Source organism: Sporosarcina sp. SAFN-010 (genome assembly GCF_059415065.1).
In genome coordinates, this window is the sequence record NZ_JBPFDS010000006.1 from 44,017 (window position 1) to 59,146 (window position 15,130).

Sequence of the window (15,130 nt, forward strand, 5' to 3'; positions counted from 1 at the left end):
TTGTGTGTTACTTTAATATTGAACATTTTGCAATGTTTATGGCATCTGAATATGGGATTGAAGTGGACGAAGAACAGGTAGGGGAAGAGTCAGTTCTGCTTTACAAAGAGGAGTTGGATAAGAATCTAGTAGCGGAAGCATTGCTGGAAGTAGCGACTGAACTAGTTCTTTTGCACACATGCGTATACGATACAATTGAAAATGAGTGGATAGTTTGTGTGGCTTCAGATGCCGACACGAACTATCCACTCTTTTTAATTTGTTTAAAGGATGGGCTAAATGTATATCAAGAAATACTTTCAGAGTAATACAATGAGAAAAGAGCGGAATCAGCTCTTTTTTTTGCATTTAATTTACCGATTTTTTCCTTCCTGAAAATGAACTAAGGGTGCAAGTGAAAAGTAAAATCAACATGTTGTTTCAATGTTAAGATGAACAAATGAAAAAACAGTAGTAAGATAAACAATGAGAATAACTGAATTTTTTTTGATTCTCATTCCCCCTATACCCCTAAGACTGGAGCGTATGATAATGGACTTAAAAGAAACTGTTACTATGTATCAAATTTCAAAAGAAATTGCACTGGAAAGTAACAACGACTGCGTAATAAGAGAAGAAGATGGAAATATAAAAGTAGTAGAGGAGAAAAGGAATGTTTTTGACAACCATAAGAAAGAGCAGGTAAAAAGGCTGACTGAACTTCTCAAGGTTAAAGGAGTTGATAAAAATGCTATAAAGAATGGCAGGGAATTTGCAATACCAATTGAATCAAAGAAATACATAAAATATTTACTTCTAAACTTTACTTCAAAACCAGTGAAAGTAATCAGGAAATGTGGGCTTGAAGGTTTACCTTATTCTCAATGGGTTGAATTGGTGAATGGACTAGTTGAATATAGCACTAAGGATGTTAAGGATAGTGGTCAAAAAGAGAAAATAAGGTTGGAAATCTTTTCACAACATCAGTATTTTTCAATAGAGAGACATAACCGTTTAATTGATAAATTTAGCAGGTTGTTAAAAGAGGCAGAATTACGATATGGGACATTTGAAAATTTAGGTAATGAAAACGATAGTCTACAAAAAAAGGAGATATATGAAGTAGAAAATTATAGTGATGAATTATATGATTTCGATGACAGTGATTATGTTGCTCGATTACTTAATGAAAATGATGTAATTGAACTGTACGACTATTTAGAGAAAAGGATTTACCAATCCTTTATGGAATTTGGTGAAGTGACAGATATGTTTAGCGAAATCCGTCATGAAGAGATTGAAGATAAGGTAATGCAAGCTATTAGCAAAAACGAGAATCCTGATGATATAACCTATGATGATAGTAAATCAGTGTTGGAAAAAGCAATAAAAGAGCTCCATAAATAAGAATAATTACTTTAATTAGCTGCCATTTTCATGGTGGCTTTTTATATTTCTTGAGTAGGGGGGGAAAACTATTTTTTTCCCCCTACTAAATAATGTTTATATCGATTGATATGATTTGTTACAGAAAGAAAATAGTGATTCGAAAAAATCACAATAAATTATTAATAGGAGAGTGTAGAAAAATGCTTAGAAAATCTAAAATCCCTTTAAGTGAATGCAATCTGAACATTACGAAAAATACACAACAGAGCAAGGAGCTGAACCAGATGAATCAATATAATCAGTACAATTTAGACCAGCCTATCAATACAACATTGGAGGAAAACAACGGAATGAATGCAACTAACGCTTTTGTTAATTCACAGCCAGGCAAAGTTATTGGACCTCCAATGACTAATGAAAACTTAGAAGGAAATCAGGCACCTAATTGCCGTATGATTTCATTTACAACACAAGGTACTAAAATAATTAGAACGGCACAACTTCAGGAAGGTTCTGACTACTATTTTAATATCATTAACCTGAAAATGCGTAATGGTGTGGTTGGTCAGTACGGCAATTATGACCAAGTCTTTATTACTTATGCTATTTCCAAATATGGCTGGGAATCGCCAATGGAAATTACTGTACCTTATACACTTTCGACTAAGGTAGATTCTCAATTCATGAAATTGATGTCACATTTCAGAACAATTTTTGATGGTCAAAATATTACCCTCGACCAATTGGTTGGATTAAGTGGTAGTTGTACAATTTTTCACTATCAGGCGGCTTCAGGCGCTGTTTATGACCAAGTTGAAATTACGAGTGTACAAAATTGTTACTAAAGACGAGTACGGAAAAAAATAAAAACCAATGCGGACGCATTTAGCCGTCCGCTTAAAGGAGAAATTAATACATATGAATCAGAATAAAGAATTAGATGAAATGCTAGTTGCATCATTTTTAACTCCTTACCAAGTAAAAAATATGCGACTACTTGCAACGAGTGAAAAAACGAAAAAGCTTCTTGAGAGTATTCAGGAAGCCGAGCAACTATCTATCCTAGTCACAGCTTTACAATTGGTAGTTTCAGAAGGTAGTGAGCAGTACTTTAATGCATTGTTGTATGGTTTTAATCAAACACCACCTTATGAAAGCGCACGGTTATATAAATCAGCCCTACCTATTTCCGATAGCCTAATTTCGGAAGAACTTGTGATGGAGATAATGTCCATTGTCCAAGTCAGTAATGCAGAGGGTCGGGGATTCTACTATGATGAAGAGCAAAATAAATTTAAGTTCAATGCGAATGCTTTTGCGAAGCATTTTGTCACTCGTTGTAGTATGCGCTCTACAAAAGATGGTCGCCTGTTTCTGTACAATTATAAAGGTGTCTATGAAGAACTACTTGAAGTAGAGTTAGGTAAAATTATTCGAATTGTAATGCATGAAGGTGTCTGGAATAGTTGGAAAAGCTCATACGAAGCAGAAGCCGTTAAGGCGTTATTGCGTGAAGCAGTTACTGTTGATGAGATGAATAACCAAAAAGACTTCATTAACCTAACAAACGGTATGTTAAATCTAAATACGATGAAGTTACTACCACATTCAGCGAGTTATTTGTCTACAGTACAAATACCAATCGATTTCAATCCACAAGCTGAAGCACCTAAGTTTCAAAGCTTTCTACGAGATATTACATTAAATGATGCAGAACTTATTACTGTAATACAAGAATTTCTGGGTTATATATTATCAGGTGAAACCAAAGCTGAAAAAGCCTTCTATTTGTTTGGTGGAGGTGCGAATGGAAAGAGTGTACTTGCCACCATCATTACACATCTAGTGGGAAAAGAAAATATTAGTAGTATTCCGTTAGCTGAGTTTGGTCAACGTTTTGGTCTGGAAGGACTCATTAATAAATCTGTAAATATTGCGGCTGAAAATGAGTTAGGTGGAAAAGCACTAAAAACAGAAAACTTCAAGGCAATTGTAAGTGGCGATGTTATTAACATCGAAGTTAAATATCGGTCATCTATCGCCTACAAACCGCACTGTAAATTAGTCTTTCTAGTAAACAGCTTGCCAGATTCTATGGATGTTACAAACGGCTACTTTAGAAAGCTCATGATTATTCCTTTTAGAAGAACATTTAAACCTGAAGAGCGGAATGTAAATCTCACTAATGAATTACTGGAAGAACTATCAGGCATATTGAATTGGGCAATGATAGGCTTGCATCAATTAAAGCAAAATAAGTATCAATTCAGTTCGTGTAAAGCTATTGAACATAGCCATCAAGCTTACTATGCGGAACAGAATCCTGTAAAAGAGTTCTTTTTAGAACACGTACAGGTAACTGAAGGTGGTAGGACCAGACAGGCTGAATTCCACGAGAAGTATTTACTTTGGTTGAGTTTACAAGGTATAGATGATAAAGGGACAAAGTCCAAACAAAATTTTTGGAGGTATTTAAAAATTGTATTGGAGAATGAAGCCATTGCCATTTCCAAAAAGAAGGTTAGAGGTACGATTTATTATGAAGGTTTAACAATTGTCGGATTAGATGAAGGTACTCAATCGTTATCATTGCCAGTAACAGTTCGTTTTTAAAAAAGCGGGGGTGTGGGTGGTGTGTAAAAGTAAAAGTTCTCTTCAAGAAATAATTATTACTAAATTTTTCAAACGAAAACTTTGGAAACAACAGACCACCTCGACCCCCAGTGAATCAAAACTATTTCCAAATATATATTATTATAATAGTAGATGTGGGGGCAGGAAAGATGGGGCAAGAATCAAAGGAATATCAATATAGTCAGGTGTTAGATATTTTAGCCGAAATGGTAGCAAGCTATTTGATACTAAGTAATGATGAAAAGTCCGAAACGGAGTGATAAATATGTCATATGATAGTAACCAAAAAAGGGTAGCTATTTATGCTCGTGTTTCTACTACAGAACAAGCAGAAGAAGGTTACAGTATTGATGAGCAAATTCGTATCCTAAAAGACTTTTGTGAACACGAGGGGTATTTTATTTATGATGAGTATGTTGACAGAGGGATTAGTGGTAAAAATATTACTGGCAGACCGTCAGTCCAACGATTACTTGCAGACGTTGAGAAAAAGAAATTTGATATAGTTTTAGTTTGGAAGATGAATCGGTTAGCAAGAAAAAGCTTGGACTTGATGAATATTGTTGAAAAGCTAAACAGCAAAAATATTGCCTTTCGCTCTTACACAGAAAAGTATGAAACGGAAACGCCGACTGGTAAATTACAGTTTCAAATGATGGCTGCTATCGCTGAATACGAGCGTAACAACATTGCAGAAAACGTGAAAATGGGGATGCTTGCTAGAGCCAAAGAAGGTCGTTGGAATGGTGGACAAGTGCTTGGCTATGATGTTGTAGAGTTACCAAACGATAATAAGAAACGAAAAGAAACACATCTCGTGGTCAATGAGAAGGAAGCAAACATGGTGCGGTTTATCTTTCAAATGTACACTTCTGGTCATGGGTATAAATCAATTGCAAACTGCATCAATAAAAAAGGATACGTAACGAAAAAAGGAAATACATTTTCGTTGAATGCGATTAAAACGATTGTGACGAACCCTGTATATGCAGGGTACATTCGTTACAATGTCCGTAGAGATTGGAATGAGAAACGGAGAAATAATATAAATCCCGACCCAATAATACAGAAAGCAGAACATGAGCCAATCATAACAGAGGAAATGTGGTCGATTGCACAAAGTGTGTATAAGAGTCGTTCATGTAAACCAAACCGAGTCCATGATGGTGAATTTCCGTTGACAGGTATTATGAGATGTCCAGTTTGTGGAGCTGGAATGGTCATTGGTCGAACTACAAACACCTTAAAGGACGGTACAAAGCGTGTACTTGAATATTACGTTTGTGGGGCATGGAAAAATAAAGGTACGCTAGTCTGTCGCTCCAATGGTGTGCGAACGGAGTATGCAGATGCTTTTGTACTGGAAAAGCTACAACGATTAATGCGTAGTGATAACCTCATTAAAGAGCTTGTGAAAAGGGTGAACGGTCGTAATGAAGAGATGTTTGCTCCTTTGCAGAGAGAATACGATTTGTATCAGAAACAGATGAAGGATTTAGAGAACAAGCTATCTAAGACGTTTGATGCTTATACGGATGAATTAATTTCTAAAGCAATGTATGCGGACAAAGCTAGAAATCTTGAAGAAGAACTCCATCGATTGAGGGAACAAATAGAGCCTCTAAGAAAGCAGATGGCAGGGAATACAGTTGAAAATGTGTCATATGAAGTAATTAAAGATGTGTTAACGAACTTTTCCTTGGCTTTTAAAAAAGCATTAACACGAGAACAGCGAAAACGGCTGTATCACTTGATTATTCATAAAATCACCATTGGGGAAGATAGAAAAATTGAAAGCATTCAGTTGATGCTTAACAACTCCATATTGGAAGAATTAAAAATAGGAGCGGATGACTTATCTAATGATGAGTCATCCGCTCCTTTTTCTATTTTGATTGCTATTTAAAGGAGGTGAGTATTAAGCAGGGCTATTGTATTTGAGGAGTGTTCATAAGTAACAACCAATTAACCAAAAAGGAATGATTAGAAATGAGCGTAATTAGTGTATTTAGAAGTTATTTAGAGGAGAATCATCCACACTTAGTAGTGAAGGACTGGAAAGTAGACGTTAAGGTAGTAGCCTTAACTGATATTCAAAATGAAGAAATTAGAGCTACAATACCTAGTGAAATTACTGGGGAAGTAACTTGCTGGAAGTTCTTCTATGATGGGGGTGCACCGAACATTGTTTATTTAATACAGGATAAGCAGAGGGTACAGGATATTGAAATTGTTTTAGTAAGAGAAGACGAATTGATTAAGCCAATCGTCTTTATTGAGGCTAATGATGAATGAGCAAAAACACTTATGCCGTTGTAAGGGACTATAAAGATATAGTCTTTTTATTTTGTCTATATTTAATGGTGGGGAGGTAGTTATCATTGAAGTTACCTATTGAACAGATGAAACCAATTGATTTATTTAAAGCAGGATTTGCATTTGGTATTTCTATTTACGCAACAATCAAAAAGAATATGAAGGAGGGAAAATAATGCCGTATTTTGTTGTTGGAACAGTGGTTGGAGTACTGTCTTGCTTAGTAACAGATATTGTAGATAGAAGTAATAATAATACAAAATAAAGAGGAATATAACCATTTATGATTTTCTATATGGAATATCGTGGTGCGATTCCATAAGTTGTTAGAGAAAAATGAAGCAACTAAAATACTACCCTATCAAGTATAATAAGTGTATCAATTAGAATATATATTTTTTCTGGAGGATTGTTAAGATGCAAGGAATTTCAATTCAAGATATAGAACTAATAGCTGATTTTTGCAGTAGAGAATTAGAGTTAGATGATGCTGAACTTCCAGCAGAGTATTATTACACAAGCGTTCCGTATTGTGTAATAGATTCGGTTTTTTCTATTGGAGTCCGTTATGAAGGAGTAAAAAATGTAGTAGACAGATTTAGTAACTATTTTAATCTTGAATCAAGACGCCCAGGAATAGATTACCCAAATATTACGGAACAATTATCTATAGTTGATTTTATAGCGTCCTTAGAGAAGCCAGGCATTAACGAATATGCTGAAAAAGTATTTGCTAATAGACAAAGAACGTCTTCTGTTAATGGAATTTTGAAAACTGAAGCGGTTTATAGATTTAGTAAAGTACTTCAAAAGTATAAAGTGAATTATTTACAGGATGTAAAAGTGCTCTATGGAAATGCAGACTTTGAAAGTGAAATAAAATCAATACCAGGACAAAAAAGTGGAATTTCACTTGTTTACTTCTATATGTTAGCTGGAGAAGATAAGTGGATAAAGCCCGATAGAATGGTCGTTCGCTTCCTAGAGAAGGTATTGAAAAGAGGCGTAAGGATTGATGAAGCCCAAAATCTTCTTGAACGTTCTAGCGAATTACTGGGGAACCAATATTCAAATATTACTCCTCGTTTACTAGATTATCAAATATGGAACTATGCTAGAAACGACAGATAACGATTAATCAAACCTTACTTTATAAAAACCTCACTTAGATACATTACGGGGAACCATACCATAAGTAAATTAGGTTTTAATTAAGCACTATTTGCATTAGCAAAAAGTGCTGCCTCACAAATCTTAATGAATCTCTTGCTTCGATAACAAAACATCAACGCTATTTCTCGAAATTGGTTATACAAGGGAAAAGTAACGGGACAGGCTCCCGCGCTTAATATGCCGAGAAATCTGTTCCGGGGCAATTGCTTAGTTGATGACTAGCCTATGGAGTTAACGCTTGCTTCATTTAAAAATAATAATTAAGTAGTGATGTAACACATGACAATAAGCATCCATTTGCAAAGTAGATTATTAACTAACGCGAGAATGCTAGTTGATTCGTAACATAAGAAAAGGATGCCTCGTTTAAAGAGGCATCCTTTTCTTATGAGTTTATTTTGTAAAGTTATCGAAGTAACCCTTAATATAGACAATTGGAGTTCCTTTATCTCCACTTCCTGAAGTTAAATCAGATAAAGATCCAATTAGGTCAGTTAGTTTACGAGGTGTAGTACCTTGTGCTTCCATTGAACCTACTAGGTCTTCTTTTTTATTCTGGATGAATTCAGTAATAGCTTGGTTTAACTCTTCACCATGTAGGTGAGAGAAGTTATTATCTGCCAAGTACTTTAGTTTCACTTCGTTTGGAGTACCGTCAAGTCCTTTTGTATAAGCAGGTGATACTACTGGATCCGCAAGCTCCCAAATCTTACCCACAGGATCTTTAAATGCTCCATCGCCATAAACCATTACTTCAATAGTTTTACCAGTTAATTCTTTAATTTTTGCTTGAATTCCATCAACGACTGGTTGGCAGTTGTTCGGAAATAGTTTTACACTGTCTTCGGTTGCTTTATTTGAACCAAGTAGGCCATATGCTTCATTAAAGCCGCTGCCGTTAATTGATTTTGAAAGAACATCATCTAGACCATATACTTTTTCAGCACCATTGTTTGTTAATATACGTTTTGTTCTTACGCGTGAGTGAATATCACATGTTAAAACATTCTTTGTATAGTCCAGAATTGTTTTTGGATTATTAGAGAAGATAACTTCACAAGTTGCACCTTCAGCTTCAATCAAGGATTTATAGTATTCGATGTAGTCAACGCCTGTGAAAGTATGTTTGCCATAACCGAAATGTTCACGGAACTGGGCTTCAGTTAATACATCCGTCCATGGATTGATGCCTTTCGCGTCTAGCTCATCGATGTCTACCAGGTGATTCCCCACTTCATCAGAAGGATAGCTTAGCATTAAGACTATTTTTTTTGCTCCTTTTGCAATCCCTCTCAAGCAGTTTGCAAATCGGTTACGACTAAGAATCGGGAAAATGACACCAATTGTATCATCGCCGAATTTAGTTTTTATATCTGTTGCTATATGATCAACTGTCGCATAGTTTCCCTGCGCCCGAGCGACAATGGATTCAGTAATTGTAACAATATCGCGATCCTCTATCGTAAAGCCTTCGAGATTTGCTGCATTTAATACTGTGTCAACAGTGATTTGTTCCATATTGTCACCTTGGTTGATGATGGGACTGCGAAGCCCACGAACTACTGTTCCAACGGCTCTTGTCAATTTAATCTCTCCTCTAATCGAGTATGTTTACTATAATTATGTCCATATATATAAACATTATATGTTTACTATACCCTTACAAAGTGATATAAGTAAAATTAATATTCATTATATCAGATATAAGGAGGGCTTATATGATAGGGAAATTGGATTTATACCGTATATTTAACGTTGTTAGCGCTAATAAAAGTTTTTCAAAAGCAGCACAAGAACTTTACATGACCCAACCAGCTGTTAGTCAATCTATATCGAAATTGGAGAAAGAACTAGATATTCTGCTTTTCCATCGAACATCAAAAGGAGTGGTATTAACAATTGAAGGAGAACTGTTGAATGAGCATATAAAGTCAGCATTGGGAATCATAAACGCTGCAGAAGACAAACTTTTAGAATTTAAATCATTAAAGACTGGACAATTACGAATCGGAGTTGGAGACACCATCTCTCGCTATTTCTTATTACCTTACTTGGAAAAATTCCATAAGGGATATCCTGGGATCAAATTAAATATATTAAATGGAACTACAACAGAAATTTGTGACTTAATTAAATCAGGAAAGGTAGATATTGGTGTGTGTAATTTACCAATCAATGAGGAAAATCTACAAGTCATTCCCTGTAAGGAAATTCAAGATATCTTTGTTTGCGGAGAAAAATATAAAACTCTTACTGAACAACCGGTTAGTTTTGAGTATTTAATGAGAATGCCACTCATTTTTTTAGAAAAGAAATCGAATTCACGATTGTTTGTGGAGCATTTCTTTGAAAAGAAGGGTTTTCAATTTTCACCTGTATTTGAATTAGGATCTTTTGATTTGGTTTTAGAATTCGCAAAAATAAATTTAGGGATTTCGTGTGTAATCAAGGAGTTCTCAAAAAAATATTTAGAGAGTGGGGAATTATACGAGATACAGCTAGTAGAGGAAATTCCAAAGAGGATTATTGGCCTATGTTATTTAGAGAACGTTCCATTAACGCGTGCTGCAAAGAGATTTATAGAACTTATAAAATAATGCCGAAGCTGAAAATACTCATTAACATGTAGTATGGAGAACCAGACCATACGTAAGTGCGGTTTTGAAGAGAATCACCTAGAGTGTTGATATATCAACACTCTAGGTGATTTTTGTTTTAGTTAAATTTTAAATATTTTCGTCTCAATAATTATAAATCAGTATTTAAAAATGCCTCACACTTAGAATTAGCAGTGTTGAAGTGGTTTTTAATGCGTCACCAAACTTTTAAGTGAGAACGATATTTTTATTTGACGCGAATAAAATCAACAAATGACATTATCCATTTCAAATGCTGCGGCATACTAAAAGAAAATTCTTTTTCATCACAATTACTCGAAGGTGCTGCATAGTAAATTTTATTGTAAATAAAAAGAAAACTAATAACAGTCGGCACTCGTCTAATGTTATGAAGGGAGGGCATGGAATGGGTAGTTACTCAATTATACAAGCGAAATTACTTCCGTATGAAACAATCATCGATGAACTAATGAACGATTATGGTCAAGATATATTACAGCTTGTTATGCAGTACGTACATAACCTCCCTATTGCAGAAGATTTAACACAAGAAATTTTTGTGAAGTGCTATAAAGCATTGCCAACCTTCCAGTTTAATTCCTCAATGAAAACTTGGTTATGGCGCATTGCGATTAATCATTCAAAAGATTATTTGAAAAGTTGGTATGCAAAAAATGTGCATGTGACTGAAGAAAACATATTCACACAAGTGAATAGTGGGGATTGTGTCGAGCAGCAGGTTATTCAGCAGCAACAAGACGATGAGTTAGCACGAGCCGTGTTCGCGCTACCGGTGAAGTACCGTGAAGTGATCTATTTATGTTATTACGAAGAGCAATCAATGAAGGAAATAGCAGACGTCCTGCAGCTAAACGAAAGTACGGTAAAAACGAGACTTCGAAAAGCAAAACAATCATTAAAAAAACGACTGGAGCGTGATTAAGGTGGAAGAACGCTTAAAAAATTTGAAAAAAGCAGTCGATCAAACTGTCTTTAATAAAGTAGAATTCATGGCAAAGCATCAAAAGCAAATACATAACCAATTACACATTGTGCCCCTAAAACAAACAATTTTATCCATGCTTACAGAATTAAAATCAGGCACGGAGTTAACGCAAATGCTGCATGTACGCGGTGTAGAACAAATTGTTAACAATGAAGGAACTATTTATTCGATTTTACATGAAGCCGAGCAGAACCAATGGCTTTCTGCAAGGTGGGAAAGTGGTGTGAAGTATTATCAATTAACAAAGCTCGGGAAAAAGCAATTACAAGAAGATAATGCACATGTAAAGCTATCCGTTAAAGAATTAATTTGGGGGGTGCGAATGCATGTCGAGTAAACAATTTCTGCAGCAAGTCACAAGCTATATTCGTTCAAAAGAGGCACGAAGCTATGTAGAAGAAGAATTGCAGCACCATCTGACTAATTCCAAACAAGCCTGGGTGAATAAAGGCCACTCACCAAAAGAAGCTGAGCAAAAAGCGATTGCAGAAATGGGCTCTGCTTCACAGCTTGGGAAATCGATGGACAAAATTCATAGGCCAAAGTGGGATTTCTGGCTAATTGGTGCAGTAATGTTATTAATTCTCGTAAGCTTTATACCGATTTTAACGACGGATTTTAGTCAACAATTTGGATCAGGTATGAATCGTTACTTTGTCGAACATAAAATTATACATATTATACTAGCCATTGCAGGAATAGCTGTCATCATGTATTTCGATTATCGTAAATTGCAACGCTTTAGTATGCTAATTTATGGGGTTGGGCTGTTGTTTTTATCTAGTTTATGGTTTATGCCGACCGACTTTGTTAATGGGCAGGCAATATTTACAATAGGTCCAATTCGTATTCAGCCATGGGCGGTACTACCATTATTATTAGTAGCTTTTGCAGGATTTTTTACTGAACGTAAATGGAAAGGTTGGACACTGATAGGATTATTTCTACTTCCGTTATTCTTTTTCATAATGATAGCGAATCCTGCTGTAATGCTTTTATTTATTGGAGTTGTAGCTGTATTGTTTAGCTTTAGCTATTTCAATCGAAAAGTGAAGCTTTATGTATTTTTAGTAGCAGGGGGACTTGGATTAGCACTATTGGCGTATAGTGTATATGCCTATAACTATTTACTTGTGCCTTACCAAACAGAGCGCATTGCAGCATTTTTACATCCTGAATTATACGCGGATTCAGCAGGTTACATGATGCTTCATTTAAGAACAGTACTCGCAGGAGCTGGCTGGTTCGGTGCGGAGACGATGTACTATGTACCGGAAGCACATACTGATTACGCACTGGTACAGCTGATTCAATCGTATGGCTATGTTGCAGGAATCGCAGTTATTATTGTCATACTCGCTGTTGCACTACGCATTTTATGGATGGTTCGTACAATGCCACAATCATTTGGTAAACTACTGGTTTTAGCAGCAGTGGCATTATACAGCTTTCAAAGTATTTACTCGATTTTCATGGTGTTTGGGTTCTTACCACTAACAGGTGTGCCGTTACCATTTATTAGCTACGGAATTACACCATTACTGCTAAATGCCTTTTTAATCGGCTTAGTCTTAAGTGTCTATCGACGAAAAGCGTACATCGGAAAACAAGTATTTTCAGCTTAAAGAAAGCCGTATGAAAAGCCTATATCCGCTTTTTCGCGATTTGTAATAGCGTCAGAAAAATTCATATTTAAAATGGTAATGAAGGATAGCCCACTAGAAAGCCCAAAATTGAGACTTAGTTGGACTTATAAAAGTGCTGTATCAAACTGTGCTTATCCCTAAGACTGAGAACCGTATCAAAGTAAATAAGGTTCTTATTATTTTTGTCAGTCGTGTTGATTAACAGAAATCATACAGGGTTTACTCGAGTTACTCTCCATTGAAATTCTATCGTTTCTTTCAAACTAATATGAGACCCAATCAGTAAGGGATCATAAAGAAATACCTATTGTAGTTGTTACTTAGAAGTATTGTTACAAGGTGTGTTCTTAGTTTATATTTGCGAGTTTGACAATATGCAACCCCGTCGATTAAATATGACGGGGTTTTATTCATTTTAATAGAATTAATAATTTCAGTTTATTTTTTATGTTTGAAGTAATACTAGAGCAGAAGTGTATTTGTTAAAATACCTATCTGTAATTTATGAATTAATAACAAAACTCGCAAATGGTATACATATGAATTATTTAAATTTATCTTATTATTCCAACGAAGTTCATAGCATTGACACATTATCCACAGAGGTTTATTATTGTTACGAAAAGTAACTTGGTTATTAAAAGTCACTATAATTATGAATGTTGCTTGTATTTTAAATAAAATAATTTTTTAAGGAACTGTGTGGGAAGGAGCAAGTATAGTAGGCGGTAATAATAAATTTAATGATGGATATATTAACCTGAAGAATTCTCTTTAATAACGGCACTTTCATCATAAAACTTCTTTCAAAGTAGAAAAGGACGTTAGACAGTTACTTTGAAAATAGAAATGAAATATGGAATAGGGGAAAACATCATGAGTCAGTCAAAGAAAAAAATCCACTATGCTTGGTGGGTATTAGTAGGGTTAGTTGTAATGGTCGGAGCTGCAAAAGGTGGTATTTTGACAACTGGTGGACTATTTTTAACTCCGGTTACAGAAGATTTAGGGATTGGAATGGGAAGTTTAACATTGTACTTTAGTATTTCATCAATTGTAACCATGATATCACTACCGATTGCAGGTAAGATGATTGCAAAATATAATATTAGAATAATTTTAGTGACTGCTGTAATTTTGGAGGCAGGCTCCTTTGCAATGTTTGGGTTAATGAACTCCGTATGGGGATGGTATTTGTTTGCTATACCTATGGCAATGGGATCTGTATTTGTAACACAATTGGCGGGTCCTGTACTTATTAATAATTGGTTTGAAAAGCACAAAGGCGTGGCTATAGGTATTATGGTGGGAGCTGGAGGCTTAATAGGAGCATTTCTTCAACCGGTAGCAGGTAACTTAATCGCAAGTGAGGGTTGGAGAAATACGTATATTATTTTAGGGTTAGGTGTAATGACGGTTGTTATTCCTGTTGTGTTATTAACGATTAGAAAGGCTCCACAACATAAAGGTTTAGAGCCATATGGTAAGGATGTAGTTCAGCCAAATGAAGAGATTCAAGTTCAATCAACAACAAATAGCGGGGTTACTGCTGCCATAGCAAAAAAATCAAGTGTATTTTATTATTTACTATTTTTCTTCTTCTTTGAAACATCAATAGCTGCTTTTAACCAACATGTTGCACCTTTCGCAATGGGGTTGGGTTATGATATCAAGTTTGCGGGTAATGCAATGGGCGCATGGTCGGTAGGTATTGTAATTGGAGCGATCTTCTTCGGTTTTCTCAGTGATAGAATAGGAGTGAAGAATACAGCGATTTCCGCCATGCTTCTAGGGTTAGTTCCAGTAGGAATTCTTATAATAGTTCCTGAAAACCCAATAATGTTTACACTAGCTACTGGCCTATATGGATTTGTTATTGCATCTCTTGGAACATTAGGGCCACTTTTGACAACTGCTTTATTTGGTAATAAAGAGTTCAGTCAAATTTATGGACTTGCTATAACGGGATTGGCAGTTGCAGGTATTGTTGCGTTACCTGGATACGGTTTTATATTTGAAATTACAGGTAGTTACACTTATGTGCTATATGGAATTTTTATAATGTTTCTCTTGAATGTGGGAGCCATTATCCTCGCATTTAAAGGAAAAAAGAAATTTGAAAAAGCAGGATTGTGGAATTAATAATAGGTTAAAGTGTTTTTAAGCAAAGTATATGGATAAGCCATACGGTGTTTACCTAATTAAGAATCCTCGTGCATTCCTATAAAGGTGGACTTTATTAAAAAGAGGTACGGCGATCCTTATTTTAGGCGGAAATGTCCTTAGTTTTTATGGAGTGCATAAAGTTGCGTAAATATAATAAAGAACTAGCAACGAGAAGTTATCGCTAACTTCTTTTTTTTTATTCT

13 protein-coding genes are annotated in these 15,130 nt (G+C 35.3%); 12 read left to right on the top strand and 1 reads right to left on the bottom strand.

Translation table 11 applies throughout. The features are described from left to right. Window positions 1-2: 2 nt before the first annotated feature. The 7 genes from ACR65F_RS08660 (at window position 3) to ACR65F_RS08690 (ending at window position 7,449) form a co-directional block, all read left to right on the top strand. The gene (locus tag ACR65F_RS08660; RefSeq protein ID WP_440504079.1) at window positions 3-308 is read left to right on the top strand and encodes a hypothetical protein; all 306 of its coding nucleotides are present in this window, start codon (window positions 3-5) and stop codon (window positions 306-308) included. A 223-nt stretch (window positions 309-531) separates the two neighbouring features. Next, window positions 532-1,386, top strand: a complete 855-nt coding sequence (locus ACR65F_RS08665) for a hypothetical protein (protein ID WP_440504081.1) — start codon at window positions 532-534, stop codon at window positions 1,384-1,386. A 266-nt stretch (window positions 1,387-1,652) separates the two neighbouring features. Continuing rightward, window positions 1,653-2,213, top strand: a complete 561-nt coding sequence (locus ACR65F_RS08670; protein ID WP_440504083.1) for a hypothetical protein — start codon at window positions 1,653-1,655, stop codon at window positions 2,211-2,213. Window positions 2,214-2,286: 73 nt separating this feature from the next. Continuing rightward, window positions 2,287-3,981: a DNA primase family protein gene (locus tag ACR65F_RS08675; RefSeq protein ID WP_440504085.1), complete on the top strand. Its 1,695-nt coding sequence runs from the start codon at window positions 2,287-2,289 to the stop codon at window positions 3,979-3,981. A gap of 286 nt (window positions 3,982-4,267) precedes the next feature. Further along, window positions 4,268-5,908, top strand: a complete 1,641-nt coding sequence (locus tag ACR65F_RS08680; protein ID WP_440504086.1) for a recombinase family protein — start codon at window positions 4,268-4,270, stop codon at window positions 5,906-5,908. Between the two features lie 83 nt (window positions 5,909-5,991). After that, window positions 5,992-6,297 (top strand): hypothetical protein, encoded by a 306-nt coding sequence (locus tag ACR65F_RS08685; protein WP_440504088.1) that lies wholly within the window; start codon window positions 5,992-5,994, stop codon window positions 6,295-6,297. Window positions 6,298-6,735: 438 nt separating this feature from the next. Further along, complete coding sequence (locus ACR65F_RS08690; protein WP_440504089.1) at window positions 6,736-7,449, top strand: DUF8548 family protein; 714 nt, start codon at window positions 6,736-6,738, stop codon at window positions 7,447-7,449. A gap of 435 nt (window positions 7,450-7,884) precedes the next feature. Here ACR65F_RS08690 and ACR65F_RS08695 read toward each other — a convergent pair whose 3' ends face one another. Next, entirely contained in the window at window positions 7,885-9,075 is a 1,191-nt protein-coding gene (locus ACR65F_RS08695) for a coenzyme F420-0:L-glutamate ligase (protein WP_440504091.1), read from the bottom strand. A 134-nt stretch (window positions 9,076-9,209) separates the two neighbouring features. Here ACR65F_RS08695 and ACR65F_RS08700 point away from each other — a divergent pair, with 134 nt between their 5' ends. The 5 genes from ACR65F_RS08700 (at window position 9,210) to ACR65F_RS08720 (ending at window position 14,903) form a co-directional block, all read left to right on the top strand. Further along, window positions 9,210-10,088 (top strand): LysR family transcriptional regulator, encoded by an 879-nt coding sequence (locus ACR65F_RS08700; RefSeq protein ID WP_440504093.1) that lies wholly within the window; start codon window positions 9,210-9,212, stop codon window positions 10,086-10,088. Between the two features lie 427 nt (window positions 10,089-10,515). Beyond that, window positions 10,516-11,052 carry a sigma-70 family RNA polymerase sigma factor gene (locus ACR65F_RS08705; RefSeq protein ID WP_440504095.1) on the top strand — a complete coding sequence of 179 codons (537 nt, stop codon included), beginning with the start codon at window positions 10,516-10,518 and terminating at the stop codon, window positions 11,050-11,052. A 1-nt stretch (window position 11,053) separates the two neighbouring features. Next, on the top strand, window positions 11,054-11,452 hold the full coding sequence (locus ACR65F_RS08710; protein WP_039041388.1) for a helix-turn-helix transcriptional regulator: 399 nt from the start codon (window positions 11,054-11,056) through the stop codon (window positions 11,450-11,452). Further along, complete coding sequence (locus tag ACR65F_RS08715) at window positions 11,442-12,740, top strand: FtsW/RodA/SpoVE family cell cycle protein (protein ID WP_440504097.1); 1,299 nt, start codon at window positions 11,442-11,444, stop codon at window positions 12,738-12,740. The genes ACR65F_RS08710 and ACR65F_RS08715 overlap by 11 nt, the downstream gene beginning before the upstream one ends. An 897-nt stretch (window positions 12,741-13,637) precedes the next feature. Then, on the top strand, window positions 13,638-14,903 hold the full coding sequence (locus tag ACR65F_RS08720; protein ID WP_440504099.1) for an MFS transporter: 1,266 nt from the start codon (window positions 13,638-13,640) through the stop codon (window positions 14,901-14,903). The last annotated feature ends 227 nt before the right edge of the window (window positions 14,904-15,130 follow it).

Bases quoted from the DNA above. Each gene is read 5' to 3' on its own strand.
- ACR65F_RS08665 (WP_440504081.1), top strand. From the start codon at position 532: ATGGACTTAAAAGAAACTGTTACTATGTATCAAATTTCAAAAGAAATT.
- ACR65F_RS08670 (WP_440504083.1), top strand. From the start codon at position 1,653: ATGAATCAATATAATCAGTACAATTTAGACCAGCCTATCAATACAACA.
- ACR65F_RS08675 (WP_440504085.1), top strand. From the start codon at position 2,287: ATGAATCAGAATAAAGAATTAGATGAAATGCTAGTTGCATCATTTTTA.
- ACR65F_RS08680 (WP_440504086.1), top strand. From the start codon at position 4,268: ATGTCATATGATAGTAACCAAAAAAGGGTAGCTATTTATGCTCGTGTT.
- ACR65F_RS08685 (WP_440504088.1), top strand. From the start codon at position 5,992: ATGAGCGTAATTAGTGTATTTAGAAGTTATTTAGAGGAGAATCATCCA.
- ACR65F_RS08690 (WP_440504089.1), top strand. From the start codon at position 6,736: ATGCAAGGAATTTCAATTCAAGATATAGAACTAATAGCTGATTTTTGC.
- ACR65F_RS08700 (WP_440504093.1), top strand. From the start codon at position 9,210: ATGATAGGGAAATTGGATTTATACCGTATATTTAACGTTGTTAGCGCT.
- ACR65F_RS08705 (WP_440504095.1), top strand. From the start codon at position 10,516: ATGGGTAGTTACTCAATTATACAAGCGAAATTACTTCCGTATGAAACA.
- ACR65F_RS08715 (WP_440504097.1), top strand. From the start codon at position 11,442: ATGTCGAGTAAACAATTTCTGCAGCAAGTCACAAGCTATATTCGTTCA.
- ACR65F_RS08720 (WP_440504099.1), top strand. From the start codon at position 13,638: ATGAGTCAGTCAAAGAAAAAAATCCACTATGCTTGGTGGGTATTAGTA.